Raw genomic sequence first — 24050 nt, forward strand, 5'->3', positions numbered from 1 at the left:
GCTGGGTCGCCCTCTCCCGGCCTGCAGTGTCAGGCCTGCGGCCAGAACTGCAGCAGATACTGCTCCACGCCTTCAACTGCCTCGTCCTGTGCCTGGACTTCGACGTCGGCTCGGCCTCGGCATACGGCCCGCACAGTCCAGCTACCTGCCCCGTCAGACAGGTGGATGGGGTCGAGCATCGGGCCGCTCGCGACGGCAGACGCGCGAAGTTGCCCCGATGTGCTGGTGATCTGAGCGAGGGCGGATTCTTCCCAGTCGCCAGTCGGCGCAGCAGGTTCCTGGTCCCAGACCTCGATCGTCATCGTCGCGGTGTGCGTGTGTCCTGCACTGGTGAAGTCCAGACGCCCGGTGCGTGCTTGCACGAAGGGCCCGGCTTCCCACCCGTCGGGGAAGAGAACGGGTACCTGACTGTCGTCCCAGTCCTCAAGGGCGAGGCCGTAGTAGTCGACTTCGACGGGCACTTCCTCGCGGCTGATCAACTCGGCCATGGAGTCAGCCTCCGGGTGGTCATCCTCAGGGATGGGGGACACGGTAGTGCATCCCCGCATCCCCGCATCCCCGCATCCCCGCATCGCGCGGTCGACGCGCTAGCGGTCCAGGTACGCGAGCACCGCGAGAACTCGGCGGTTCGCCGACTCCGTCGGCGGGAGTTGCAGCTTCAGGAAGATGTTGCCGACGTGCTTGGCCACCGCCTTCTCCGTGACGAAGAGGGCCTCCGCGATGCCCGCGTTGGACAGGCCCTGGGCCAGGCACTCCAGGACCTCGCGCTCGCGCGGGGTGAGGGAGTTCAGGGGCTCGTCCCGTGACTTGCCGGTGACGAGTTTGGACACCACCTCGGGGTCCATCGCCGTGCCGCCGGCCGCGACCCGCTCGATCGTCGCGATGAACTCGGCGCCGTCGGAGACGCGTTCCTTGAGGATGTAGCCGACACCCTCGGAGCCCGTGGCCAGCAACTCGTGGGCGTACAAAGGCTCGACGTACTGGGAGAGGAGCAGGACCGGAAGGCCGGGCACCTCCGTCCGGGCCGAGACCGCCGCGCGCAGGCCCTCGTCGCTGAACGACGGGGGGAGGCGGACGTCGACCACCGCGACGTCGGGGCGCAGGGACGTCAGCGCCTCGTGGAGGAGGGGGCCGGTGTCGACGGCGGCCAGGACCTCGTGGCCGAAGGCCTCAAGGAGGCGGGTGACCCCGTCCCTCAGAAGGAAGTGGTCTTCGGCGAGGACAACTCGCACGGCAGCTCCATCGTCATCTGGGTCGGGCCGCCCGGCGGACTGCTCACGGCGAGGACACCGTCGAAGTGGGCGAGACGCCGCTCGACACCGCGCAGTCCGGTTCCCGCGGACACGTCCGCGCCGCCCTGCCCGTCGTCCACGACGGACGCCCGCAGCGCCCCGGCCTCGTACCGCAGGTCGATCCAGCAGCGCTCGGCCCCGGAGTGCTTGGCCGCGTTCGTGAGGATCTCCGCCATCGCGAAGTACATCGCCGACTCGACGGGCGGTTCGGGGCGGGCGGGGAGGTCGATGACGACCTCGGTGCGCAGGGGGCTGATCATCGCGAGGGAGCGTACGGCATCGGCGAGACCGCGGTCCGCGAGGATCGGCGGGTGGATGCCCTTGACCAGGTCACGGAGTTCCTTGAGGGCCGCCGTGGAGGACTGGCGGGCCTCGACGAGGAGGTCGCGGACGGCGTCCGGGTTGGTCTCCAGGAGGTGCTCGGCGGCGTTCAGGGTCATGCCCATCGCCACGAGGCGTGCCTGCGCGCCGTCGTGCAGGTCCCGCTCGATGCGGCGGATCTCCGACATCTGGGTGTCCACGGCGTCCGACCGGGTCGTCTTCAGGTGCTCCACGCGGGCGGCGAGCAGCTCGGCCTCGCTGGGCGCGAGCAGCAGGTTCAGATAGCGGCCGTGCAGGCGCAGCGCGAACGGGGCCGCCCAGAACACCGACAGGGGAAGCAGCGCGGTGCCGAGCACGCCCGCCAGGGCCGCCGTCGCCGGGTCGCCGACCGGGATGAACAGGAACCACAGGCTGTCCCACTCGGCGGGCAGCTCCGTGCCCATCGCCGCCGTCCAGATCCCCCAGACGCCGGTGAGGGCCAGGGCCAGGGGGCCGAAGGCGATGGCACCGCCCACGAACGCGTGCACGTGCACCCAGCGCCAGTCCCGGTGCACCTGGTTGCCCTTGTCGAGCAACTGGGACCGCAGCGCCTTCGCCCGCTCCGCGCCGGACGCGGGCAGCTCCGGGTACACCGCGGGGATCTCGACGCCCGACCAGCGCGCCGCGTACGCCCGCTCCCTGTCCGCCAGGGCCCGCACCCTGCGCACCGTGCCCGGCAGGAGCTTCAGGCCCACCGGGCCGCGCAGCGTCGACCACACGACGCCGATCCACAGCGACAGGCACATCGCGCGGTGGGCCAGGAACCACAGGGTCAGGGAGCGGCGGAAGGCCTTGAGACCGCCCCGGGCCGCGTCGGTGTTCTGTCGTGTGCTCTTCATGTACGCATTATCGAAAGCCGCGTGGCCGGAAGGCAGTGGTAAAAACTCCCCTCTTCGGCGACGACTTCCGTGGCCACCACTTCCGTGGCGACGGCCCGGCGCCCGTCAGTCGCCGAGGACCTCGCGCAGCCAGGCCCGCTCGGCCCGGCTCGTGGCCCGCGCGATCGTGAGCATGCCCCTGCGGTACGTGTCCTCGGTGTCCTCGGCCGCCAGCGGGCGGTCCCCGTCGTGGAAGAAGCTCGCGGGCTCCTCCAGGAACGCGAGGCGGCGGCGCAGCACCGCGTGCTGGTCGGCGGTGCCGGGCAGGTGGGACAGGAACGCCAGGACCGTGAAGAACCGGCCGCCGTCGCTGATGTCCAGGTCGGTTGGTTCCCGCAGGCGGCGTACGAGGTCGGCGCGGCCCTCGTCCGTGAGGCTCAGGGTGTGGCGGCGGGCCGCCGAGGCACCCGGCTCGGTGCGGCGGGCCAGCAGCCCCGCCGCGACCAGGCGGTTGATCGCCGGGTAGAGGCTGCCGTCGCTGACCGGGCGGCTGTGGCCCGACAAGTGCGCGATCCGGCGCCGCAGTTCATAGCCGTGCAGGGGGCCGTCGGCCAGGAAACCCAGGATCGCGAGTTCGAGCATGGTGCTAGTCTCGCACATCGAATCGAGGTACCTCGGATCGAGGTATCGGAAGTGAGGGGTGTGGGCATGGGTGAGGGCGTGGGCATGGAGTACACCGAGGAATGGGTGACCGCGCGGGCGCGGGACGCCTACGCGCACGGCCGGGCCACCTTCGACATACGGGCCGAACGCACCGCGCTGCTGGTCATCGACATGCAGGACGAGTTCGTACGGCCGGGCTGGAGCCCCTACTGGGTGCCGGCCGCGACCCGCATGGTGCCCCGGCTGCACGGCCTCGTCGAGGCGTGCCGGGCCGCGGCCGTCCCCGTCGTCTGGACCATCTTCGACGACACCCACCTCGGCCTCGACCGGCCGCGCGCCCTCGCCGCACTCCCGCACGGCGACACCGGCTGGCGCCGCCCTGGCCCCGCCGAGGTGTGGGCCCCGCTGGGCCGCCGCCCCGACGAGCCCGTCATCCGCAAGCCGTCCTACGGCGCGTTCTACGACACCCCGCTCGACACGATGCTCCGCAACCTCGGCCGTGACACCGTCGTCGTCACGGGCACCCTCACCAACTACTGCTGCGGCACCACGGCCCGCCAGGCCTACGAACGCGGCTACCACGTCGTCTTCGGCGCGGACGTCACCGCGACCGACGACGAGTCCCGGCAGGAACCGGAACTCGCCGTGCTGCGGAAGGGGTTCGGGCTCGTCCTGACGGCCGAGGAGATCGCGGCCCGGCTGGCCGCCGGGGCCGCCGGGGCCGCCGGGGCAGTCGGCTCTGCCGGTGCTGCCGGTGCTGCCGGTGCCGCCCGTGCCGTCGCCCCGGGAACGCCCGCCTAGCCGAGGCGGGCCAGCCAGTCCCGTACCGCCGCGTTGAACTCCTGCGGCCGCTCCAGGTTCGGCAGGTGCGCCGCCCGCTCGATCACGCACAGCCGCGAGTCGGGCAGCGCCGCGTGCATCGCCTCCGCGTCCGCGACCGGCGTGTACGTGTCGTCCCGGCCCACGACCACCAGGGCCGGGACGGTGACGTCCGGCAGCACCGGCCGGTAGTCGGGGCGCTCGGCGCGGGCGCGCAGGGCGGCCGCCGCGCCCTCCGGCGGGGCCGCCAGCATCATGCGGAGCACATGCGCGGCGGCCTCCTCGTTGTACGGCGCCGCCATCTTGTGCAGCACCTCCTCCGCGTACCCCTTCATGCCCTCGGCGAGCAGCCGCTCCGCCGTCTCCCGGCGGAACGCCTTCCCCGCCTCCGTGTCCGTAGCCGGGGACGTGTCGGCGAGCAGCACCCCCGCTATCCGCTCCGGGAAGCGGGCGTAGGCGTCCATCACGATCTGGCCGCCCATCGACACCCCGCCGAGCGCGCAGCGCGCCACGCCCAGGTGGTCCAGGAGGGACAGGAGGTCGTGGGCGAAGTCGCCGAAGTCGGTGACGGGGGCGTTGGCTTCACCCGAGGAGGCGGCGGCGGAGGCCCCGTAGCCGCGCAGGTCGAAGGTGATCACGCGGCGCGTGCCGGAGAGGGCGGCGACCTGCGGGTCCCAGAGGGAGCGGTCGAAGGGGTGGCCGTGGACCAGGACCAGGGGGATGTCCTGGCCCGGGTGGCCGCCGCGATCCCCGCGATCCCCGCGATCGCCGTGGCCGCCGTGGTCGTCGTACGCGAGGCGGATTCCGTTGCTGAGCTGGGTCGTTGGCATGGGGTCAGGCTAGGTCCACGCCCGGGCGGGCGAGGAGGTCGCGGAGGGCCGCCGTGACCTCCTTCGGGGCCTCCTCCGCCATGAAGTGGCCGCACGACACCGTCCGGTGCGTGAGGTCCGGGGCCCACCTGCGCCACAGGCCCGCCGCGTCGAAGCCGAGCGCCGCGCCCCAGTCCTGCTGGAGAACCGTGACCGGCATCCGCAGCGCGTTGCCCGCGAGGCGGTCCGCCGTGTCGTGCTCGACGTCCGCGAACGCCGACGCGCGGACGTCCGCCACGATCGACGGGACCGCCTCGCGGCACGCCCGCAGATACGCCGCCCGCACGTCCGGCGGCACGGCGCACGGCGAGGCCGACCACACGTCCAGGAAGTGGCCGAAGAACGCGTCCGGGTCCGCCGAGATCATCCGCTCCGGGAGGCCCGGCGGCTGCGCCATCAAGTACAGGTGGAAGCCGATCGCGGCGGACGTGCCGCGCATGACGTCCCACATGTCCAGCGTCGGCAGGACGTCGAGGGACGCCAGGTGCGTGACCGCGTCCGGATGGTCGAGACCCGCCCGGATCGCCACCAGCGCGCCCCGGTCGTGGCCCGCGAGCGCGAACCGCTCGTGCCCGAGGGCCCGGGCCAGCGCGACCACGTCCGCCGCCATCGTCCGCTTGGCGTACGCCTGGCCGTCCGCCGCCTCCGCCGGTTTGTCGCTGGCGCCGTAGCCGCGCAGGTCCGGGCAGATCACGTGGTGGTCCGCCGCCAGGTCCGTGGCCACGTGGCGCCACATGAGGTGGGTCTGCGGGAAGCCGTGCAGGAGGACCACGGGGGTGCGGGCCGGATCGCCTCCGACGGCGGCGTTCAGGTGGACGCCGTCGTCGCTCACCGGGATCCGGTCGTAGCTGAAGCCGTCGATGCGGGGCTCGGTACGGGAATCGTCCTGAGCCACGGGTGTCCGGGGTGTCCGGGGTGTCTGGGGTGTCATGCGTTCAGCCTGCGCGGCCCGGATCAGCAACCGATCAGCAGCGGGTCCATGCAGGTGACGGGCGGTACGTTGAAGGGGTGCCGCAGGAGGAGAGCGCCGGGCCGGGGGCCGGTGACGTGACGTTCCAGGTCCTCGGGGCCCTCGCCGCCCGGGACGCGGACGGGCGCTCCCTCGACCTGAAGGGGCCCCGGCATCGGGCCGTCCTCGCCCGGCTCCTCGTCGCCCGGCGGCGGACCGTTCCCGTGGACTGGATGGTCGACGACTTCTGGGAGGAGCCGCCGCCCCGGGCCGTCGGGGCGATCCGGACGTTCGTCGGGGATCTGCGGAAGGTGCTCGAACCCGGACGGGCCCGGCGGGCGCCCGCACGGCTGCTCGTGACGTCCGGGCCCGGCTACGCGCTGCTCGCGGGGAGCGGGGCGGTGGACGCCTGGCGGTTCGAGGGGGCTGTGGGGGAGGCGGCAGGACTTCTGGCCGACGGGGGCGCCGGAGCGGCCCTGGAACTGCTCGACGAGGCGCTTTCGAGCTGGCGGGGGCCCGCCTACGCCGAGTGGGCCACCGAGGAGTGGGCCCGGGGGGAGGCCCGGCGGCTGGAAGGGCTGCGGCTGCTCGCCGTGGAGCGGCGGGCTTCCGCCGCGCTCGCCCTGGGGAGGGCGGGCGAGGCCGTCCTCGACCTGGAGGCGCATGTCGAGGGGCATCCGTGGCGGGAGGAGGCCTGGGAACTGCTCGCCGTCGCCCTGTTCCGGGCGGGCAGGCAGGGGGACGCCCTGGGGGTGCTGCGGAGGGCCCGGGAGCGGCTGGCCGGAGAGCTGGGGGTGGACCCGGGGGAAGGGTTGCGGAGGCTGGAGGGGGAGATTCTGGCTCAGCGGGGCGGTGGGGGTGCCCTCGGGGCGGGAGCCGTCGTCATGGCGCCGTCGGACCGGGCTCTGCCCGCAGCGGGCGGCGGCATGAGCGACGGAGCCGGGGCCGGAGCGATGGCCGGGGACGACGCCGAGGGCGGGGACGCTTCCGCTCGGCGCGGGAGCGGGCTTGTCGGGCGTGGGCCCGAGTTGGGTGATCTGGAGGACGCCGCTCGGGGTGTGGTGCGGGAGGGGCGGCTCGGGCTTGCGCTGGTCTCCGGGGACGCCGGGGTGGGGAAGACCGCTCTCGTCCGGGAGTTGGAGGGACGGCTGGTGGGGGAAGGGTGGGTGGCCGCTTGGGGGCGGGCCTCGGAGCAGGGCGGGGTCCCTGCCGGGTGGCCTTGGGTCGAGGTGTTGGGGGAGTTGGGGATTTCCGAGGGGGCCGTCACGGTCGGGAGTGCGGGTGCGGGTGCGGGTGCGGGTGCCGGTGCGGGCGAGGGTGAGGGCGAGGACGCGGGCTCGGGTGGGGGTGGCGGTGGGGCGTTCGCTGGTGGGGATAGGTTCCGGTGGTATCGGGGGGTGGGGGAGCTGATCTCGGGGGTGGCCGATCGGGGGCGGCCCCTGCTGCTCGTACTCGATGATCTGCACTGGGCCGACACCGGGACGTCGGAGCTGCTCGCCTCGCTGGTGGAGCGGCCGCTGGAGCGGGCCGTGCTGGTCGTGGGGACGTACCGGGCCGGTGAAGTCTCCGACGCCGTAAGGGATTTGCTGGGGCGGGTGGCGCGGGCCGAGCCCGTGCGGGTGCGGGTCGGGGCGTTGGACGAGGCCGCTGTGGGGGACCTCGCGCGGGCCGTCGCGCCGCGTCCCCTCGACGCCGCCACCGTCCGCGCCGTGCACCGCCGCAGCGGCGGCAACCCCTTCTTCGTACGCGAGATCGTCCGCCTGTACGCGACCGAAGGGGCCGCCGCGCTCTTCCAAGTCCCCGAGGGCGTACGGGACATCGTGCGGCGCAGGCTCGGCACGCTGCCCGCCGGGGCCCGCGCGGTGCTGCTGCGCGCCGCGCTGATCGGCCCCGTCGTCGACCTGGAGGTGCTGAGCGCGCTCACCGGGGACGAGGAGGCCGTGCTGGAGGGGGTCGAGGCCGGGGTGGGGGCGGGGTTTCTTGTCGGGGGAGCGGTGGCAGGGCAGGGGGAGGGAGTTGGAGGGCAGGGAGGGCGAGGGCGCGGAGAGGCAGGGCGAGGGGAGGCAGGGCAAGGGGAGGCAGGGCGAGTAGAGGGCGGGGGAGGCGAGGGCGAGCGGGTCGAGTTCGCGCACGCGCTGGTGCGGGAGACCCTGTACCGGGATCTGTCCGCGCCCCGCCGCGCCCGGCTGCACACCGCCGTCGCGGAGCTGCTCGAACGCCTGCGGCCCGACTCCGTCGAAGCCATCGCCCACCACTACCTCAGCGCAGGCACCCGCGCGGTCGCGGCCCGCGCAGCCGACTTCGCCGCTCGGGCGGCCCGGCGAGCGGAGGCCGCGTTCGCGCCGCATGAGGCGGTGCGGCTGTGGCGGGGGGCGCTGGAGGCGCACGACCGGAGTGGGGCTGGTGGTGGGGGGTTGGTCGCCGGCCGGGGGGTGTCCGGCAGCCGGGGTGCGCCCGGTGATCGGGGTGCGCCCGGGGGGCGAGGGGTGCCCGGAGGCCGGGAGCGGTCGGTCGAGTCGGTCGAGTCGGCCGGGGGTCGGGAGGCGTGCGGCGACCGTGGGACGGCAGGGGAGTCGGCCGGAGGGCTGGGGGCGGTCGGGGGTCGGGGGCGGTCGGTCGAGGCGGCCGGGGACCGGGTGCGGCTCGGGATCGTCATGGGGCTCGTCCGGAACCTCGCGGTCACCGGCGCACTCGCCGAGGCCCGCCGGTACCGCGCCGAGGCCCTGCTCGCCGCCGAGGCCACCGGCGACCCCGAGCTGACCGCCCGCGTCATCGGCGCGTTCGACGTACCGGGCATCTGGGCCCGCAACGACGACGAAGCCCTCTCCCGCCGCATCGTCGCCGCCGCCCTGCGCACCCTCGACGCCCTCCCGGACGACGGGAGCGTGGGCCGCCGCGCCACCCGGAGCCGACTGCTCAGCACCGTCGGCATGGAGACGCGGGGAGCCCGGACGGAACGCGGCGCCGAGGCGGCGCGGGAGGCGGAGAGGCTGGCGCGGGCGGTGGGGGAGGCCAGGGCTGCCCAGGTTGCTGGGACGGCCGGGGTGGCCGGGGTGGCCGGGGTTGCTGGGACGGCCAGGGGGGCCGGGGGTGCTGGGACGGTCAGGGTGGCCGGGGTTGCTGGGACGGCCAGGGTGGCCGGGGTTGCTGGGACGGCCGGGGTTGCTGGGACGTTCGGGGTGTCCGGGACGGCCGGGACGGTCGGCGCCGACGTCGGGGAGGGCGACACGGCAGCGGGAGCAGGCCGGGCGGCGGAGGTCGTCCCGAGCGGCGAAGCCGAGGCCGCCGCGCTTCTCGCCTTCGCCCTCAACGCCCGCTACCTCCACACCTACCACCGCCCCGGACTCGCCCCCGAACGCCTCCTCATCGGCGAGGAGTTGACCACCCTCGCCGCCCGCCACGGTCTCGCCGCCTTCGAAGTGCTCGGCCATCTGATGCTGCTCCAGGCCCACTCCGCCCTCGCGGAATTCGACCGCGCCGACAGCCACGCCGCCGCCGTCGACCGGCTCGCCGAACGGCACGGGCTGCCCCTCGCGGGGGTGTTCACCGAGTGGTACGCGGCGCTGCGTGCCGCCGTCGCCGGGCGAGCGGCGGAGGCGGAGGCCGGGTGCCGGGCCGCTGCGGCGCGGATGAGGGGTGGGGGGATGAGCGGGATGGAGAAGGCGGAAGGGACGGGCAGCGGTGGTGGGCTGTTGGAGCTGGCGCTGCGGTGCCTACGGGTGCAGAGCGGGGGCGAGGACGCTGTGGCCGCCGGAGCTGCCGGACCCGCCGGAGCTGCCGGAGCTGCCGGAGCTGCCGGACCCGCCGGACCCGCCGGACCCGCCGGGGATGCCGGAGCCCCCGGCGCTGCCGAGCACGGCCCGGTGTCCGGGACTGCCGAGGTCGGCGCCGAACCGGGCCACCCCGGCGCCGGAGCCGCCCGCCTCCCCCACGACCAACTCCTGGAAGCCCGCCTCTGCCTCCGCGCCCGCGCCGCCCTCCGCTCCGGCTCCGCCTCCCCCGGCCTCCTCGACGCCCTCTACCGCGAACTCCTTCCCGCCTGCGGCGAATTGGCCGGAGCCGGGAGCGGCGTGCTCACCCTCGAACCCGTCGCCCTGTACGCGGGTGACCTGGCCGCCGCCCTCGGGCGGCCCGGAGCCGCCGCCCGGCACCACCGGCAGGCGCGCGCCCTCGCCGAACGCGCCGGGGCACCCCACTGGCGCGCCGCCGCCGATGCGAGGATGCGCCGGTGACCGATACCGATACCGCTGCCGCCACCGAAGAGACGAGCACGGCCAGTCCGGCCGACACGACCACGGCCACGTCTACGGCCACGGCCACGGCCACGGAGTACATACGCTTCGAGTCCCCCGTCCGCCACGAACGCGGGCTCCACCCCGGCGTCTTCTTCCTGGTGAACACCCTTGCCCGCGAAGGCAGACTCACCCCGGGGCAACGGGCCTTCTGGCGCGCCGGCAACGACTGGTTCGACGCCGCGTACACCACGCCCTCCGCCGCCTACGACCGTGACGCGAACCCCGGCGCCGTCGCCTGGTTCAAGTCGACCGCCACCCACCTCATCGAGCGCGTCCCCGGTTACCTCGACATCCTCGCCGCCCACGGCGTCCCCTGCCGCACCGTCCGCTCGACGGACCCCGGCCGCGTCGTCTACGAGGACGACGTGCAGGTCGTCGTCGTACCGTACGAGGCCGCGTAGCCCGCAGCGCGCGCAGCCGTGAACCGGAAGAACCAGAACGTCCCCCCTCCGCGCACACGCGCGAACGGGGGGACGCTCCTGCCGCTGATCGCCTTCTGGGGGAGTCGGCCGATCAGAAGTCTCATGCGGCGCGGAAGGCGCGGAAGGCTCAGAAGTTGTAGGGCTTCGCCGTGTTCCAGTTCGTCACGTCCGCCGTCGACCACGTGAACTCCGACGGGACGCCCTTCGCGTCGAACGCCTCCTGGTCGACGCCGGGGCCGGTGTCGCCGGTGTGGTCCTGCATGGCGATGCTGAGCTCGGACGAGGTGTGGGTCTTCGCGCTGTCGGTGAAGAGGTTCACGGCCGCGTAGACCTTGCCGCCGGGCTTCAGGGTGAGGGCCTTGCCGCCGCCGGGGTTGTCCTTGGTGGAGTGCGGCAGGACGTTGGCGGTGTCGCCGAGCATCACGGACGGGAACGACGTGACGTAGCACGGCTTGGAGTCCGCGTTCGTGGCGGTGATGAGCAGGTGCTCGCCGCGCTGCTTCGCGAAGCGGTGCACCACGGAGTACGAGATCTCCTGGCCGTCGCAAGCCCTGACCCCGGCGGCGGAGGCCTTGGCGCCCTGGCCCGCACCGGACGACCCGTTGCCCTTGCTCGCGCTGACCGTCGCGCCCTCGGACGAGCCCGAACCCGAACCCGAGCCCTTCGCCGCGTCGACGGTCGCGCCCTCGGACGAGCCGGACCCGCCGTCGGCCTTGTCCGACACGACGGCGCTGTCGCGCTTCGCGCCGCCCTTCGCGTCGTTGCCGCCGTCCGAGCTGCCGCAGGCGGTCAGGGTCGCCAGGGCGAGTGCGGCGGTGGTGGCGGCGAGTGCGGCGGTGCGGATCCGGGACGTACGCATGATGGGGCTCCCCCTGGGGTGGTGCGGTCTTGGCGGTCGTTCCCGCCGTTGACACCAGACTGGGCCCGGCCGCTGTCGTTCCGCTTACGCGCCGCTGTCGTCCCGCTCACGTCCTCGCGGGGCGCCGTCACCAGGCGCTACGGGCCACGACCAGGTCGGCTGCTGTCCGGGGCAGCCCGCTTCCGCGTCAGCGGACGTGTCCGCCCCGGCAGCCGCCTCAGCCCGCTTCCGTCCCCGCCGCCAGCCTCCGCACCGCCGCCTCGTGCCGCTCCCGGAACCCGTCCTCCGCCGACACCCGCACCAGCGCCTCCAGCGCCCGCACCGCGCCCTCGTCGAAGCCGCTCGACTCGGCCTCGCGCGCCGCCCGGTCCAGGCGGCGGATGCCCTCCGGCTCGTCGCCGAGGCCGATCAGGGCCTCGCCGGTGGCCAGGACGAGGAGGACGCGGGCCGCGCTCGGGGCGGCCGACGCGGAGGTGAGGGCGAGGGCCGCGTTCGCCGTGTCCAGGGCCGACTTCCAGTCGCGGGCGGCCAGTTGGTGGCGGGCCAGATGGTGCAGGGCGAGGCGTTCGGTGTTGCCGTCACCGGCCGCACGGGCCAGCTCCGCCGCCCGTACGCAGCCGTGGGCCGCCTCGTCCGTGCCGCCGCGGGCCGCCTGCGCGAGGGACAGGTTGACCAGCGCCGTCGCCTCGCCGCGCGGGTCGCCCGCCTGTGCCGCGAGGGGCGGTGCCGCCTCCAGGCAGGCCAGCGCCTCGGCCGTGCGGCCCTCCTCCGTGAGGACCCAGCCGAGCAGCGCGAGGACCCGCGCCTGCGCGTACGGATCGGCGGCGGCGCGGGCCGCGCGCAGGCCCGTCTCCAGGAGCGGCACCCAGCCGTCCCGCACCCGCCACACCACCAGCGGCCACAGGGCGAGCACGATCCGCCAGGTCCGGTCGTGCAGCCCGGCCGCGTCGGCCGCGCCCGCCGCCAGCGTCAGGTCCTCGCGCTCGGCCGCGTACCAGTCCATCGCGGCGGCCCGGTCCGCGAACTCCCGTACCGCGCGCGGCTCCCGGAACCCGGCGGGCGGCGCGAAGCACGGCTCGTCGCTCGGCTCGGCCGCGTGGGCCGCCGCGAGGGCGGTGGCGACGCAGTGGTCCAGGACGCGCGGCAGCGCCTCGGCGTCGGCGTCGAGACCGCGGGCGTAGAGCCGGACGAGGTCGTGCAGGGTCCAGCGGTCCGGCGCCGTCCGGGTCAGGAGGTGCGCGGTGGTCATCCGCTCCAGGGCCGCCTCGGCGGTGTCCGGGTCCGTGCCCGCGAGGGCCGCCGCCGCGTACCGGTCCACGTGCGTGCCCGGGTGGCGGCCGAGCTGCGCGAAGTGGTGCCCCACGGCCTCGGGGAGCTGCCGCAGCGTCAGCCGCAGCGCCGCCCGTACGCCGGTGTCCTCCACGTCGAGCAGCACCGAACGCCGCGACTCGTCGGACAGTTCGGTGGCCATCGCGGCCAGCGTCCACTCCGGGCGGTCCGCGAGCCGCGCCGCCACCACCCGCAGCGCCAGCGGCAGCCCGCCGCACAGCTCCGCCAGGCGCCGCGCCGCCACCGGCTCCGCGAGCACCCGCTCCTGGCCGAGCACCCCGGCGAGCAGCGCCGTGCCGTCGTCCGGTTCGAGGACGTCCACGGGCAGCGGCCGGGCCGCGTCGCTCGCGATCAGGCCGCGCAGCCGGTTCCGGCTCGTGACGACGGTGACGCACCGGGGCCCGCCCGGCAACAGCGGTCTGACCTGCTCGGACTCTCGTACGTTGTCGAGTACGACGAGGAGTTGGCGGTCGGCCGCGAGGGAACGGAACAGCGCCGCCGCGCTGTTCGCCGACTCCGGTATCCGGCGCGGCGGCACGCCGAGCGCCAGCAGGAACTCACGCAGTACGTCGAGGACGGACGGCTCGCCCGTGTCCGCGAAGCCGCGCAGGTCGGCGTAGAGACGGCCGTCGGGGAATACCGCGCGGTTGCGGTGCGCCCACTGCACGACGACCGCGGTCTTGCCCACGCCCGCGGGTCCCGTGACCAGACAGACCGGGGCCTCGCCCGCCGCCGCCCGGGAGAGGGCGGTGAACTCGGCGGAGCGGCCGTGGAAGCCGCGGGGGGAGCGGGGGAGGAGGTCTATGGGGGTGTGGGTGTGGGTGGGTGTGGGGGTGGGGGGTGGCTGGTGTTGCTGGACCGGCGGCCGGGTGGTGGTGAGGGGTGCCGACGGCCGGGTCCCCGTCTGGGGCGCCGAACGGGGCGCCGACGGGGGAGTGCCCGCCGCTGCGCCCGCCGGTGCGCCCGCCGCTGCGCCCGCCGCTGCGCCCGTCGGTGCGCTCGACGGTGACCCCGGCCGCGAGTCCGGGTACGCCCTCGGCTGCGAGCCCGGCCGCGAGTCCGGGTACGCCCTCGGCTGCGAGCCCGGCCGCGCCCCCGTCCGACCCCCCGGCGGAGCCGCCTCCTCCTCCCCGCGCAGCGCGAGCGCGTACGCGTCGGCCAGCTCCGGGCCCGGGTCCAGGCCCAGTTCGTCGGCGAGGAGGCGGCGGGCGCGGTGGAAGCAGTCCAGGGCCTCCGAGCGGCGACCGGCCCGCCGCAACGCGGTCACCAGGGCCGCCGACAGGGACTCCCGCAGCGGATGGGCGGTGGCCTCGGCGCGCAGCAGGGCCGCGGCGCGCGCGTGCTCGCCGACCTGCCCGTACCCGGCGGCGAGCCGCTCCACGGACGCCAGCCGGGTCTCCTCCAGGGCCTGCGCCGCCGCCTGGAGGGACGGGCTCGGGTGCACCCCGGTCAGCGCGGGGCCCTGCCACAGGGCGAGGGCCTCCTCGTACATCGCCACCGCGTCGGCGACCGCGCGCTGCCCGCGGGCCAGCGACACCAGTTCCTCGAAGCGGTGGGAGTCGATCAGGGTCTCGGGCATCCGCAGCAGGTACGCCGTGCCCTGGGTGACCAGCTCCACGCCGTACATCTCCGCGTCGGCCGCGACCAGCAGGGTGCGCAGCCGCGACACATGGCCCTGAATGACGCCGCGGGCGCGTGCCGGTGGCTCGTCGTCCCACAGGGCCTCGGTCAACCGTTGGACGGAGACGGGGTAATTGGGGCGCAGCAGAAGGGTGGCGAGCAGGCTGCGGCGCTTCGCCGGACCCAGCGGCAGCTCACCGGCCTCGGTGGCGACGGACACCGCTCCGAGCAGCCGGAACTCCACTGGTGCGATCCCTCCTGGCGGAAAAGATCCCAGGATAACCGGCCGGTAATGAGGGGGTGGACGGCCGTCGGTCACGGTCCCGGCCACGGCCCGCGGGCGCGGCCCACGCCGGGTGCGGGGAGTTGTGTGATTCCTGTCAGGGCGTTCCCGGGACGGTCGTGGACCGGGGAGGTCCACTTATGCTCGGGCGCATGTGCGCTTTTGTCCTGGTCGCGGAGGACGACGAGAAACAGGCCGACCTGATCCGCCGCTATCTGGAGCGCGAGGGGCACACGGTCGGCGTCGTCCACGACGGCCGGGCCGCGCTCGAACAGGTCCGGCGGCACGCCCCCGACCTGCTCATCCTCGACGTGATGATGCCGGAGGTCGACGGCCTCGGCGTGACCCGCGTGCTGCGCGCGGGGCCCCGGCCCGGGGAGCACCCGGGGCTCGGCGCGGCCCCCGGCGCCAGCACGCTGCCCATCCTCATGCTCACCGCCCGCTCCACCGAGGACGACCTGCTGCTCGGCCTCGACCTGGGCGCCGACGACTACCTCACCAAGCCCTACAGCCCCCGCGAGCTGATGGCCCGCGTCCGCACCCTGCTGCGACGCGCCGGGGGCACCGCCCATCTGCCGCCGCCCGACCCGGACGCCCGGGTGCTGCGGGCCGGGGGCCTCGTCGTGGACGAGCGGCGGCACGAGGTGACCGTGGACGAGCGCCGCGTCGAGTGCACGCCCGGCGAGTTCGAACTCCTCGCCGCGATGGCCGCCGAACCGGAGCGGGTGTTCACGCGGCCGCAGCTCCTTGACCGCATCCACGGCTCCTCGGGGTACATATCCGCGCGGACCGTCGACGTCCACGTACTGAATCTGCGCAAGAAGATCGAGGCGAATCCGCGGTCGCCGCGGCGGCTGGTGACGGTGTTCGGGGTCGGGTACAAGCTCGTCGCGTATGACGGGGCCGCTTCCGGCGGGGCCGTGGCCGAGGGGCATGACGGGGCGGCGGCCCGCCATGAGGCGTAAGCGGGGGGCCGACTCCGGCGGTGGCCCCGGACCCGGTGGCTCCGGACCCGGTGGCGCGGCCCGCACGCGCGTCCCCGTACGCAAGAGCCTGCTCACCCGGCTGCTCGCCGTCTCCGTCCTCGTCTCCGTCATGTCGATCGCCGCCACCGCGTGGCTCGCCGCGCAGACCACCTCCGGCGCGATCCGGCAGGAGCAGGGGCAGGTCCTCGCCGACGACGCCCGGATCTACGACAAGCTCCTCGGCCTCGCCGCGACCCGCCCCAACTGGCGCGACGCCGACCGCACGGTCCGCCGCCTCGCCGCCGACACCGGCCGCCGCATCGCGCTCACCACCGAGAACCGCAAGGTCATCGCCGACTCCGCCGGGCCCGGCGGCGAGCGCGGCGCGCGGCTCCCCGCACGTGCCTCCGCCGTCGTGGACCCGCTCGCCGTCGACTCGACGCTGGCGGCGGGGCGCAAGGAGGAGGTGTCGGGCACCGGCACCGGCGCCACCCCCGCACCCGACCCCGGGCTCGCCCCCGGCGAGTCACCGAAGCAGGACGCGCGGGCGCCCGAAGCCGACGGCGGCCTCGTCGGCGGGACCGGCGTCGACACCGGCGGCGGGCTCGGCACCGGCAGCGGCCTCGGCACCGGCGCGGGCCTCGGCACCGGGACCGGCGCCGTCGACCGCATCGACCCGCGTGCCGTCGGCCCCTTCCGGCTGCCCGCCGGTGAGCGCCGCACGCTGCGCGCCATCGCCGACAAGAACATGGCCTGCCTGCGGGACCAGGGCGTCGACGCCAAGCTCGTCATCGGGCCGAGCGGGCGCCCGCAGGTCCAAGTGCCCGAGGACGCCGACAGCCGCATCTCGGAGTACAGGTGCGGCCCCCAGGGCCTGATCAACATCACCGCGACCGAACGCAAGGCCCTCAACAAGGTCAACAAGCTCGCCTGGGCGTGCATGCGCCGCAAGGGCTCCGAGCCCGTGAAGTTCGGCCTCACCATCGGCCGCGGCGGCACCCCGCGCCTCTACCTGGCGAGCGTCCCGATGGTCGCCCCCGAGCCGACGCCGTCCGACCCCGCCGGCGCGCCGCCCCCGCCCACGGACGCGGAGTTCCTGCGCCGCGCCGAGGACCTCGCCCGCAAGGCCAAGACCGACCGCGGCGAGGCCGAGCAGGCCGAAGAGGCGCTCGCCGCCAACTGCGTCGACAGCGCCCGCCGCGAACAACTCGGCCCGTACGTGTCCTCGCCCGCGCTCCTGTTCATCACCAGCCCCGACGGCTCCCGCCCCTCCGACAGCGGCTTCCAGCTGTCCGGCGCCAACACCACCCGCCTCGTCGGGCTCGCCGCCGCGATCCTCGCCGTCACCGTGGCCGCCACCGCGTTCGCCGCGACCCGGCTGACCCGGCCGCTGCGCGCCCTCACCACGGCGACGCAGCGCATGAAGACCGGCGAGGCCACCGAGCCCGTACCCGCCCGCTCCGCCGGGGAGATCAGCCAGCTCGCCGCCGCGTTCAACGACATGGCCGCGCACCGCAAGGCCCTTGAGGAGCAGCGCAAGGCGATGGTCAGCGATGTCGCGCACGAGCTGCGGACACCGCTGTCCAACATCCGCGGCTGGCTGGAGGCCGCGGAGGACGGCGTCGTCGCGACCGACCCGGAACTCGTCACCTCGCTCCTGGAGGAGGCCCTGCTCCTCCAGCACATCGTCAACGACCTCCAGGACCTCGCCGCCGCCGACGCGGGCACCCTCCGCCTGCACCGCGAACCCGTCCGAGCCGTGGAACTCGCCGACCAGGTCGTCGCCGCCCACCAGGCCCGCGCCGACGCGGCCGGCGTCCGCCTCACCGCCCGCGCCACCGGCGACCCCTGGCTCACCGCCGACCCCCTCCGCCTCCGCCAGGCCATCGGCAACCTCGTCTCCAACGCGATCCGCCACACACCGGCGGGGGGAGAGGTGACGGTCCTCTGCCGCAACGCGGACGCGGAGGCAGCCGAGGACGGTGGCCTCCCCCCGGGCGTGCTGATCGAGGTCGCCGACACCGGCACCGGCATCGCCCCCGGCGACCTCCCCCACGTCTTCGACCGCTTCTGGCGAGCCGACAAGTCCCGCACCCGCGCCACCGGCGGCAGCGGCCTGGGCCTCGCCATCGTCCGCAACCTCGTGCAGGCGCACGGGGGGACGGTGGGGGTGGAGAGCGAACGGGGCAAGGGTTCCGTGTTCACGGTGAGATTGCCGGTGACGTAGGGGATCAGTGCCAGTCCGGCGGAGGCATTCCAGCCCGTCCGGCGCTTGAGGACGAGGCCGAAGGCCGATCGGCGGTGCTCGGTCCCACCCGAGGGGATCGACGAGGCGATCTCAGCCCGTCCGGCGCTTGAGGACGAGGCGCGCAGCGTCGACCGACGGCGCCCCCGTCCCACAGCAACGGGACATCCCCCAAGGCCAGAGGCCAGCTTGGGCGGACCCGGCCGCGGCGGCGACACTCCCCCGAGCCACGCGCTTAGCGCACGCACCGGCGGGGCCAGGTCCGATGTAGTGATCCCATCAGGCCCCGCCAACAGATCGCTAACATGTGCCCAACGGCCGTTCGGAAGGGGCGGCGGGTCGGACTCCGGCGAGTGGCCGGACCGGCGGCAACGGGGAGTTGGGCGAGCATGGCGAACGAGCTGCGGTTCGGGCTCCTCGGCGTACCCGCCCTGTACGACGCCGAAGGCGAACCGCACCCCGTCCGCAGCCCCAAGGCCCGCGCCCTGCTCACCGCGCTGCTCCTCGAACCCGACCGCGTGGTCTCCGCCGACGCCCTGAAGGACGCGCTCTGGGCCGAAGGGCCGCCCGCGTCCGCGCACGCCTCCCTGCAGAACCACGTGACCCGCCTGCGCCGCCTCCTGGACGACCCGGACCGGCTCCGGGCCGTACCGTCCGGCTACCGCCTCCGCGTCGACGACGGCGAACTCGACGTACGCCTCTTCGAACGCCGCTTCGCGCAGGCCCGCGCCGCGCACGCCGAGCGGGACTGGGCCGCCGTCGAGGACGCCGCCCGCGCGGCCCTCGCCCTCTGGCGCGGCACGCCGCTGTCCGGCCTGCCGACGGCCACCGCGGGCCACGCCCTCGTACAACGCCTGGAGGAGTCCCGGCTCCTGCTCCTGGAGTGCCGCTACGACGCCCTCCTCGAAGCCGCCGCCACCGCGCCCGGCCGCCACCTCGCCGAACTCGCCTTCCGCACCCCGGAACTGGCCTCCCTCGTCGCCGAGCATCCGCTCCGCGAGACCTTCCACCGCCAGCTGATGCTCCTGCTGCACCGCACCGGCCGCCAGGCCGAGGCCCTCGCCGTCCACCGCGCGCTGCGCCGCCGCCTCGTCGACGAGTTGGGCGTGGAGCCGGGGGAGGCGGTGCGGGAGGCGCACGGGGAGATTCTCCGGGGGGACGCGTCCGGGGGAGCGGGCGGGGGCGCCACGGGGGACGACGCGAACCCACCGCGTACCGAAGGCACCCCGGCCCTCGGCCGACCGCAGCCGCGAACGACCCCCCGGCCGCAGTCGCACTCCGAACCGCCGACGCGGCACACGCCCGAGCGGCAGCCGCCGCCCCAACCGGAGATCCCACCCCGGCAGCCTCAGCCGTCCCCGTCACCCTCGACGCCGAAACAGCCCTCCGCCCCGCCCCGGGCCCTCCTGGCCGGCGGCCGCCAAACCGCCTCCGCACCCACCCGCCTGCCCCGCCCTGCCCAACTCCCGCCCAAACCACCCCACTTCACCGGCCGCGCCGCCCAGACCCGACGACTCAAGGCGCTGCTCACCGGAGGGCACGAGCCGCACGAGGGGCATGACGGAGGCGCCGGGCATGAGCTGCACGCAGGGCTCGACCCGCACGTCGGCGACGAGCCGCAAGGCGTACAGGCCGGGCGCGATGGTCTCGACCCGCACGACCCGCACGACCCGCACGACCCGCACGACCCGCACGCCGGGCATGACGGGCATGACGGGCCCGACCCACGCGACGTACACGCCGCGCGCCAGCCGCATGACCTGCACTCCGGACACGGCGAGCTCGACCCACGCGACGTACACGCCGCGCGCCAGCCGCACGACCTGCACTCCGGACACGGCGAGCTCGACCCACGCGACGTACACGCCGCGCGCCAGCCGCACGACCCGCACGCCGGGCACGACGAGCCCGACCCGCACACCCCACACCAGCCGCAAGGCGCCCCCCGAGCCCACCCGCACCCCGCGGCCCGCGAAGGTCGCCCCCGCGTGGCCGTGCTCGCCGGAATGGCGGGCGTGGGCAAAAGCGCTCTCGCCGTCCACACCGCGCACGAGCTGCGTGCCGCCTTCCCCGACGGCCAGCTCTACCTCAACCTGCACGGCGCCACCCCCGGCATGACCCCGCTCACCCCCGGGCAGGCCCTCGCCGCGCTCCTGCGGGACCTCGGCGCGGAGGCGCGGCACGCGCCCGAAGACCCGGACGCGGCGGCCGCGCTGCTGCGGTCCCTGCTCGCGCCGACCCGCACCCTGCTGGTCCTGGACGACGCCGCGAGCGCCGCGCAGGTGCGGCCGCTGCTGCCCGGCGGGCCCGGGTGCGCGGTCATCGTGACGAGCCGATCGCAGCTCACGGCTCTCGACGGCGCGGCCCGCTTCCCGCTGCGGCCGTTGTCCGACGCGGACAGCGCCGCGCTGCTCCGGGCGGCCTCCGGCCGGGACGGGCTCGACGCGGACCACCCGCTGGTGGCGCTCGCGGGCCGCCTGCCGCTGGCCCTGCGCATCGTCGCGGCCCGGCTCGCCGCGCGCAGCGCGCTCACGCCGGACGCGCTCGCGGGCCTCCTCGCCGACTGCGGGGACCGCCTGCACCACCTGGAGCACGACGACTTGAGCGTACGCCGCTCCCTGGACGTCGCCCTCGACTCACTGCGGACGTCCGACCGGGAGAGCGACCGCGACGCCGCCCGCGCCCTGTGCGCCGTCGGCGCCCTCGACCTGCCGGAGTACGGCGCCCCGCTGCTCGCACGCCTGCTCGCCCTGCCCCGCCGCCGCGCCCAGTCCGCCCTCGACCGCCTCGTCGACGTCGCCCTCCTCGACGAGACCGCGTACGGCCGCTACGCACCCCACGACCTGGTCCGCGACTTCGCCCGCGAACACGCCGCCCCGCCTCCGGAGTCCGCCGACCGCGCGGCCCTCGCCTGGTACGCGGACAGCGCCCGCAACGCCCTCCTCGCGATCATGCCGGACGGCCAGGACAAGAGGGACCGCCTCGGGGCACCCGAGCGACCCCAGACCGGCCCCGCCCCAGCCCCCCACACCCCCACCCTCACCACCCCCGACCAGGCCTTCGCCTGGGCCGACCAGGAGTTGGGGAACATCGTCGCGCTCGCCGAGCGGCACACCCACGACGGCACCGGCCTCGTGGCCCGGCTCGTCCGGTATCTGTTCCCGTATCTGCAACGCCGGGGCAGGCTCACGGAGTTGGACCGGCTGTGCGGGCTCGCCGTGGACTCCGCGCGGCGGCACGGGGAGGCGGGGGCCAGGGCCCAGGCGTTGTCCGACCTCGCGGGGCACCGCTTCATGGCGGGGCGCGCGGGTGAGGCGCTGGCGCTCAACGACGAGGCCCTCGGGCTGTGGCGGGGCCTCGGCGACAGCTCCTCCGTGCGCCGGGCCCTGAACCACCGGGGCCTCCTCCTCGAAGGCCTCGGGCGGCACGCCGAGTCCGCCGACGCCCTGCGGCAGGCCCTCGCCCTGGCCCGGGGGCTCGACGACCCGCTGAGCGAGGCCATCACGTACAGCCATCTCGGCAATCTGTACGAGCACACCGACGCCCGCGCCGCCATCACCCACCACGAGCGCAGCCTCGCCATCGGCGAACGCATCGGTCACCTCGTCGTGCGCCAGTCCGCCCACTGCAACATCGGCTACGCCCGCCTCACCCTCGGCGAACCCGCCGCCGCCCGCGGCCACTTCGAGGAGGCGCTGCGCCTGCACGGCGAGTACCAGGACTGGCACGGCGAGTCCCAGTCCCGCCTCGGCCTGGTCCGCGCCCTGCGCGAACTCGCCCGCGCGGCGGACGCCGCCCGCGAGTGCGCCCTGCTCCTGGACCGCGCCGAGCACCGCGGTGACACGCACATGGCCGGGCTCGCCCGCCACCAGTACGGGCTGCTGCTGCGCGCGGAGGGGCGCGTGCGGGAGGCGTACGAGCAGTGGGAGGCGGCCCTCGCGGCCCTCGAATCCCTGGACGGTGTCAACGCCAAGGTGGTCGCGGAGCTCAGGGAACGGCTGGCGTGACCTCCCGCGGCAGGCCGTCGCCACGTCGAAGACGAAGTCGGCCGATCGCCAGGGAGCGGATCTCGTCGTCGCTGACCACGCCGCCCGCGTGGCGGATGACGTGCGCCTCGCCCTCGGCGAGGCCGAGGGGCCCGTACACGTTCAGGCGGGCGTCCACGCACGCCACGACGGCGATCTGCCGGGACGGGGCAGGGGGAGCGGGCCCTTGAACGAGGCCGCGTAGGCGAACGGGCGGGTGCCGTACCTGTCACTTGGCGTCGGCGTAGCACTCCACCACGGCCACCGTGAAGGGGAACCGCACCGGCGTCTCGCCGAACGCGATCCGGCCCGCCAGGTCCCCCGCCTCCCGCACCGCCGCGGCGACGGCCTCGGCCTCCTCCTCGGGGCAGTGCACGATCACCTCGTCGTGCTGGAAGAAGACCAGCTCGGCGCGCATCCCGGCGGTGGCCCTGCGCAGGGCGGCGAGCATGAGCAGGGCCCAGTCGGCGGCGCTGCCCTGGACGACGAAGTTGCGGGTGAAGCGGCCGCGGGCGCGGGCGTCGGTGGAGGCGTACCCGGGGGTGAACTCGCTGTCGGGGGAGGCCTGCTGGGGGCTTTCCGGTTCCTGCGGGATGCCCGCCTCGCCGCCGTCGTCGTCGGCCGCCCCGGCGGCCGGGGGGCTGGTGCGGCCGAGCCAGGTCCGGACGAGGCGGCCCTCCTCGCCGGCCTTCGCGGCGTCGTCGACGTACGCGACGGCCAGCGGGAAGCGGCGGCGCAGGGCCGCGAGGTTCTTCAGGCCGTCGCCGGACGTCTGGCCGTACACCGCGCCGAGCAGCGCCAGCTTGGCGTGCTCGCGGTCGCCGGAGAACGCGCGGTCGGAGAGGCGGGTGTAGAGGTCCTCCGCGCTGCCCGCGACGTCCATCAGGCCCCGGTCGCGGGAGATCGCGGCGAGGACGCGCGGCTCCATCTGGTCGGCGTCGGCGACGACCAGGCGCCAGCCCGGGTCGGCGACCACGGCACGCCGGATGACCTTCGGGATCTGCAGGGCGCCGCCGCCGTTCGTGGTCCAGCGGCCGGAGACGGTGCCGCCCGGGGTGTACTCGGGGCGGAAGCGGCCGTCGTGGACCCAGTCCTGGAGCCAGGACCAGCCGTGGGCCGTCCAGATCCGGTACAGCGTCTTGTACTGGAGGAGGGGCTTGACCGCGGGGTGGTCGATCTCCTCCAGCTCCCACTTCCGCGTCGACTTGACCCGGAAACCGGCGCGCGCGAACGCCTTCACGACCTCGGCGGGCAGGTCGGGGCGCACGCGGTGGCCGAACGCGGTGGACACCTCGTCCGCCAGCTCGGCGAGCCTGCGGGGTTCGCCGCTGCCGCCGTAGCGCTCGCCGAGCAGCTCGCGCAGGAGGTCCTTGTGCACGTCGGCGCGCCAGGGCAGGCCCGCGGCGTTCATCTCGGCGGCCACGAGCATGCCCGCCGACTCGGCGGCCGTCAGGAGGCGCATGCGGCCCGGGTGAGCGGCGGCGCCGTGCCGCCGGAGCTGGTCGGCGTACACCTCCAGGAGGGCCTCCAGGGGGAGGGGCGGAGCCGGGGTCGGCTCGAAGAGGGAGTCCTGGGAGCCCGGTGCCGCGGCGCGGGGCGGGGGATCGGGCGGTACGGGTCTTCGGTGCAGGCGGGCCCAGGCCGCGGCGGCCGAGCGGGGCTCGCCGAGGCGGCCCTCGTGGCCGAGGAGGAGCAGCTCCGCGGCTTCCACGTCGTAGCACCGCTCGACGCGGCCGCCCGCCGCGAGGACCCGCGGATAGCTGCTCGCCGTGGACTGCCACACCCACCGCTCCACCTCCGGGTGGGCGAGCACGGCCTCGGCGACGCCGCCGTGCCGCTCGACGGCCCCGACGGGCGCCCCGTCCTCACCCACAGGCACGGCGAGGCTGACGCCCCCGCCCCCCTCAGCCACGACCCACCGACCAGCACACATACCCCCGACGATGCCACCCCCCACTGACAACGCCCCCGCACCACGACACCGCCCGCCCCGATCGCCCGTCGTGCCTTGCGCGGGTCGCCCGTGCCGCTGCCTTGGGGAGGGCCGTCGTGTCTTGCGCGGGTCGCCCGTGCCGCTGCCTTGGGGAGGGCCGTCGTGCCTTGCGCGGGTCGCCCGTGCCGCTGCCTTGGGGAGGGCCGTCGTGTCTTGCGCGGGTCGCCCGTGCCGCTGCCTTGGGGAGGGCCGTCGTGCCTTGCGCGGGTCGCCCGTGCCGCTGCCTTGGGGAGGGCCGTCGTGA

At 75.4% G+C, this 24050-nt stretch carries 16 protein-coding genes; 6 read left to right on the forward strand and 10 right to left on the reverse strand.

The window, feature by feature from the left end:
- Nucleotides 1-29 precede the first annotated feature (29 nt).
- The 4 genes from ACZ6BG_RS35100 to ACZ6BG_RS35115 form a co-directional block, all read right to left on the reverse strand.
- On the reverse strand, nucleotides 30-488 hold the full coding sequence (locus ACZ6BG_RS35100; protein WP_469009251.1) for a hypothetical protein: 459 nt from the start codon (nucleotides 486-488) through the stop codon (nucleotides 30-32).
- A gap of 99 nt (nucleotides 489-587) precedes the next feature.
- The gene (locus tag ACZ6BG_RS35105) at nucleotides 588-1232 is read right to left on the reverse strand and encodes a LuxR C-terminal-related transcriptional regulator (RefSeq protein WP_469009254.1); all 645 of its coding nucleotides are present in this window, start codon (nucleotides 1230-1232) and stop codon (nucleotides 588-590) included.
- Nucleotides 1196-2491 (reverse strand): sensor histidine kinase, encoded by a 1296-nt coding sequence (locus ACZ6BG_RS35110; RefSeq protein WP_469009256.1) that lies wholly within the window; start codon nucleotides 2489-2491, stop codon nucleotides 1196-1198. Before ACZ6BG_RS35110 ends, ACZ6BG_RS35105 begins: the two co-directional genes overlap by 37 nt.
- Nucleotides 2492-2596: 105 nt before the next feature.
- On the reverse strand, nucleotides 2597-3112 hold the full coding sequence (locus ACZ6BG_RS35115) for a PadR family transcriptional regulator (protein WP_469009258.1): 516 nt from the start codon (nucleotides 3110-3112) through the stop codon (nucleotides 2597-2599).
- A gap of 66 nt (nucleotides 3113-3178) precedes the next feature.
- Here ACZ6BG_RS35115 and ACZ6BG_RS35120 point away from each other — a divergent pair, with 66 nt between their 5' ends.
- Entirely contained in the window at nucleotides 3179-3934 is a 756-nt protein-coding gene (locus tag ACZ6BG_RS35120; protein WP_469009260.1) for a cysteine hydrolase family protein, read from the forward strand.
- Here ACZ6BG_RS35120 and ACZ6BG_RS35125 read toward each other — a convergent pair.
- Both ACZ6BG_RS35125 and ACZ6BG_RS35130 read right to left on the reverse strand, forming a co-directional pair.
- Nucleotides 3931-4782 (reverse strand): alpha/beta fold hydrolase, encoded by an 852-nt coding sequence (locus ACZ6BG_RS35125; RefSeq protein WP_469009263.1) that lies wholly within the window; start codon nucleotides 4780-4782, stop codon nucleotides 3931-3933. The two genes, ACZ6BG_RS35120 and ACZ6BG_RS35125, sit on opposite strands and share 4 nt — an antisense overlap.
- A gap of 4 nt (nucleotides 4783-4786) precedes the next feature.
- Nucleotides 4787-5752 (reverse strand): alpha/beta fold hydrolase, encoded by a 966-nt coding sequence (locus ACZ6BG_RS35130; RefSeq protein WP_469009266.1) that lies wholly within the window; start codon nucleotides 5750-5752, stop codon nucleotides 4787-4789.
- Between the two features lie 77 nt (nucleotides 5753-5829).
- On the opposite strand from ACZ6BG_RS35130, the gene ACZ6BG_RS35135 reads away from it, so the two are divergent.
- Both ACZ6BG_RS35135 and ACZ6BG_RS35140 read left to right on the forward strand, forming a co-directional pair.
- Nucleotides 5830-10002 (forward strand): BTAD domain-containing putative transcriptional regulator, encoded by a 4173-nt coding sequence (locus ACZ6BG_RS35135; protein ID WP_469009269.1) that lies wholly within the window; start codon nucleotides 5830-5832, stop codon nucleotides 10000-10002.
- A 101-nt stretch (nucleotides 10003-10103) separates the two neighbouring features.
- The gene (locus ACZ6BG_RS35140; protein ID WP_469009529.1) at nucleotides 10104-10466 is read left to right on the forward strand and encodes a hypothetical protein; all 363 of its coding nucleotides are present in this window, start codon (nucleotides 10104-10106) and stop codon (nucleotides 10464-10466) included.
- A gap of 148 nt (nucleotides 10467-10614) precedes the next feature.
- On the opposite strand, the gene ACZ6BG_RS35145 is transcribed toward ACZ6BG_RS35140, so the two are convergent.
- Nucleotides 10615-11346, reverse strand: coding sequence for a DUF4232 domain-containing protein (locus ACZ6BG_RS35145; protein ID WP_469009272.1), 732 nt, complete (start codon nucleotides 11344-11346; stop codon nucleotides 10615-10617).
- Nucleotides 11347-11563: 217 nt separating this feature from the next.
- Complete coding sequence (locus tag ACZ6BG_RS35150; RefSeq protein ID WP_469009273.1) at nucleotides 11564-14539, reverse strand: AfsR/SARP family transcriptional regulator; 2976 nt, start codon at nucleotides 14537-14539, stop codon at nucleotides 11564-11566.
- A gap of 191 nt (nucleotides 14540-14730) precedes the next feature.
- Here ACZ6BG_RS35150 and ACZ6BG_RS35155 point away from each other — a divergent pair, with 191 nt between their 5' ends.
- From ACZ6BG_RS35155 to ACZ6BG_RS35165, 3 genes are all read left to right on the forward strand, one after another.
- Nucleotides 14731-15543: a response regulator transcription factor gene (locus ACZ6BG_RS35155; RefSeq protein ID WP_469009275.1), complete on the forward strand. Its 813-nt coding sequence runs from the start codon at nucleotides 14731-14733 to the stop codon at nucleotides 15541-15543.
- Nucleotides 15533-17770, forward strand: a complete 2238-nt coding sequence (locus ACZ6BG_RS35160) for a sensor histidine kinase (RefSeq protein WP_469009278.1) — start codon at nucleotides 15533-15535, stop codon at nucleotides 17768-17770. Before ACZ6BG_RS35155 ends, ACZ6BG_RS35160 begins: the two co-directional genes overlap by 11 nt.
- 407 nt (nucleotides 17771-18177) lie before the next feature.
- On the forward strand, nucleotides 18178-21795 hold the full coding sequence (locus ACZ6BG_RS35165) for an AfsR/SARP family transcriptional regulator (RefSeq protein WP_469009280.1): 3618 nt from the start codon (nucleotides 18178-18180) through the stop codon (nucleotides 21793-21795).
- Here ACZ6BG_RS35165 and ACZ6BG_RS35170 read toward each other — a convergent pair.
- Entirely contained in the window at nucleotides 21776-21952 is a 177-nt protein-coding gene (locus ACZ6BG_RS35170) for a hypothetical protein (RefSeq protein WP_469009283.1), read from the reverse strand. The genes ACZ6BG_RS35165 and ACZ6BG_RS35170 overlap by 20 nt on opposite strands.
- A gap of 90 nt (nucleotides 21953-22042) precedes the next feature.
- Nucleotides 22043-23746 carry a bifunctional 3'-5' exonuclease/DNA polymerase gene (locus tag ACZ6BG_RS35175; protein ID WP_469009287.1) on the reverse strand — a complete coding sequence of 568 codons (1704 nt, stop codon included), beginning with the start codon at nucleotides 23744-23746 and terminating at the stop codon, nucleotides 22043-22045.
- Nucleotides 23747-24050 lie beyond the last annotated feature (304 nt).

This window comes from Streptomyces sp. NPDC041205 (assembly GCF_055591765.1).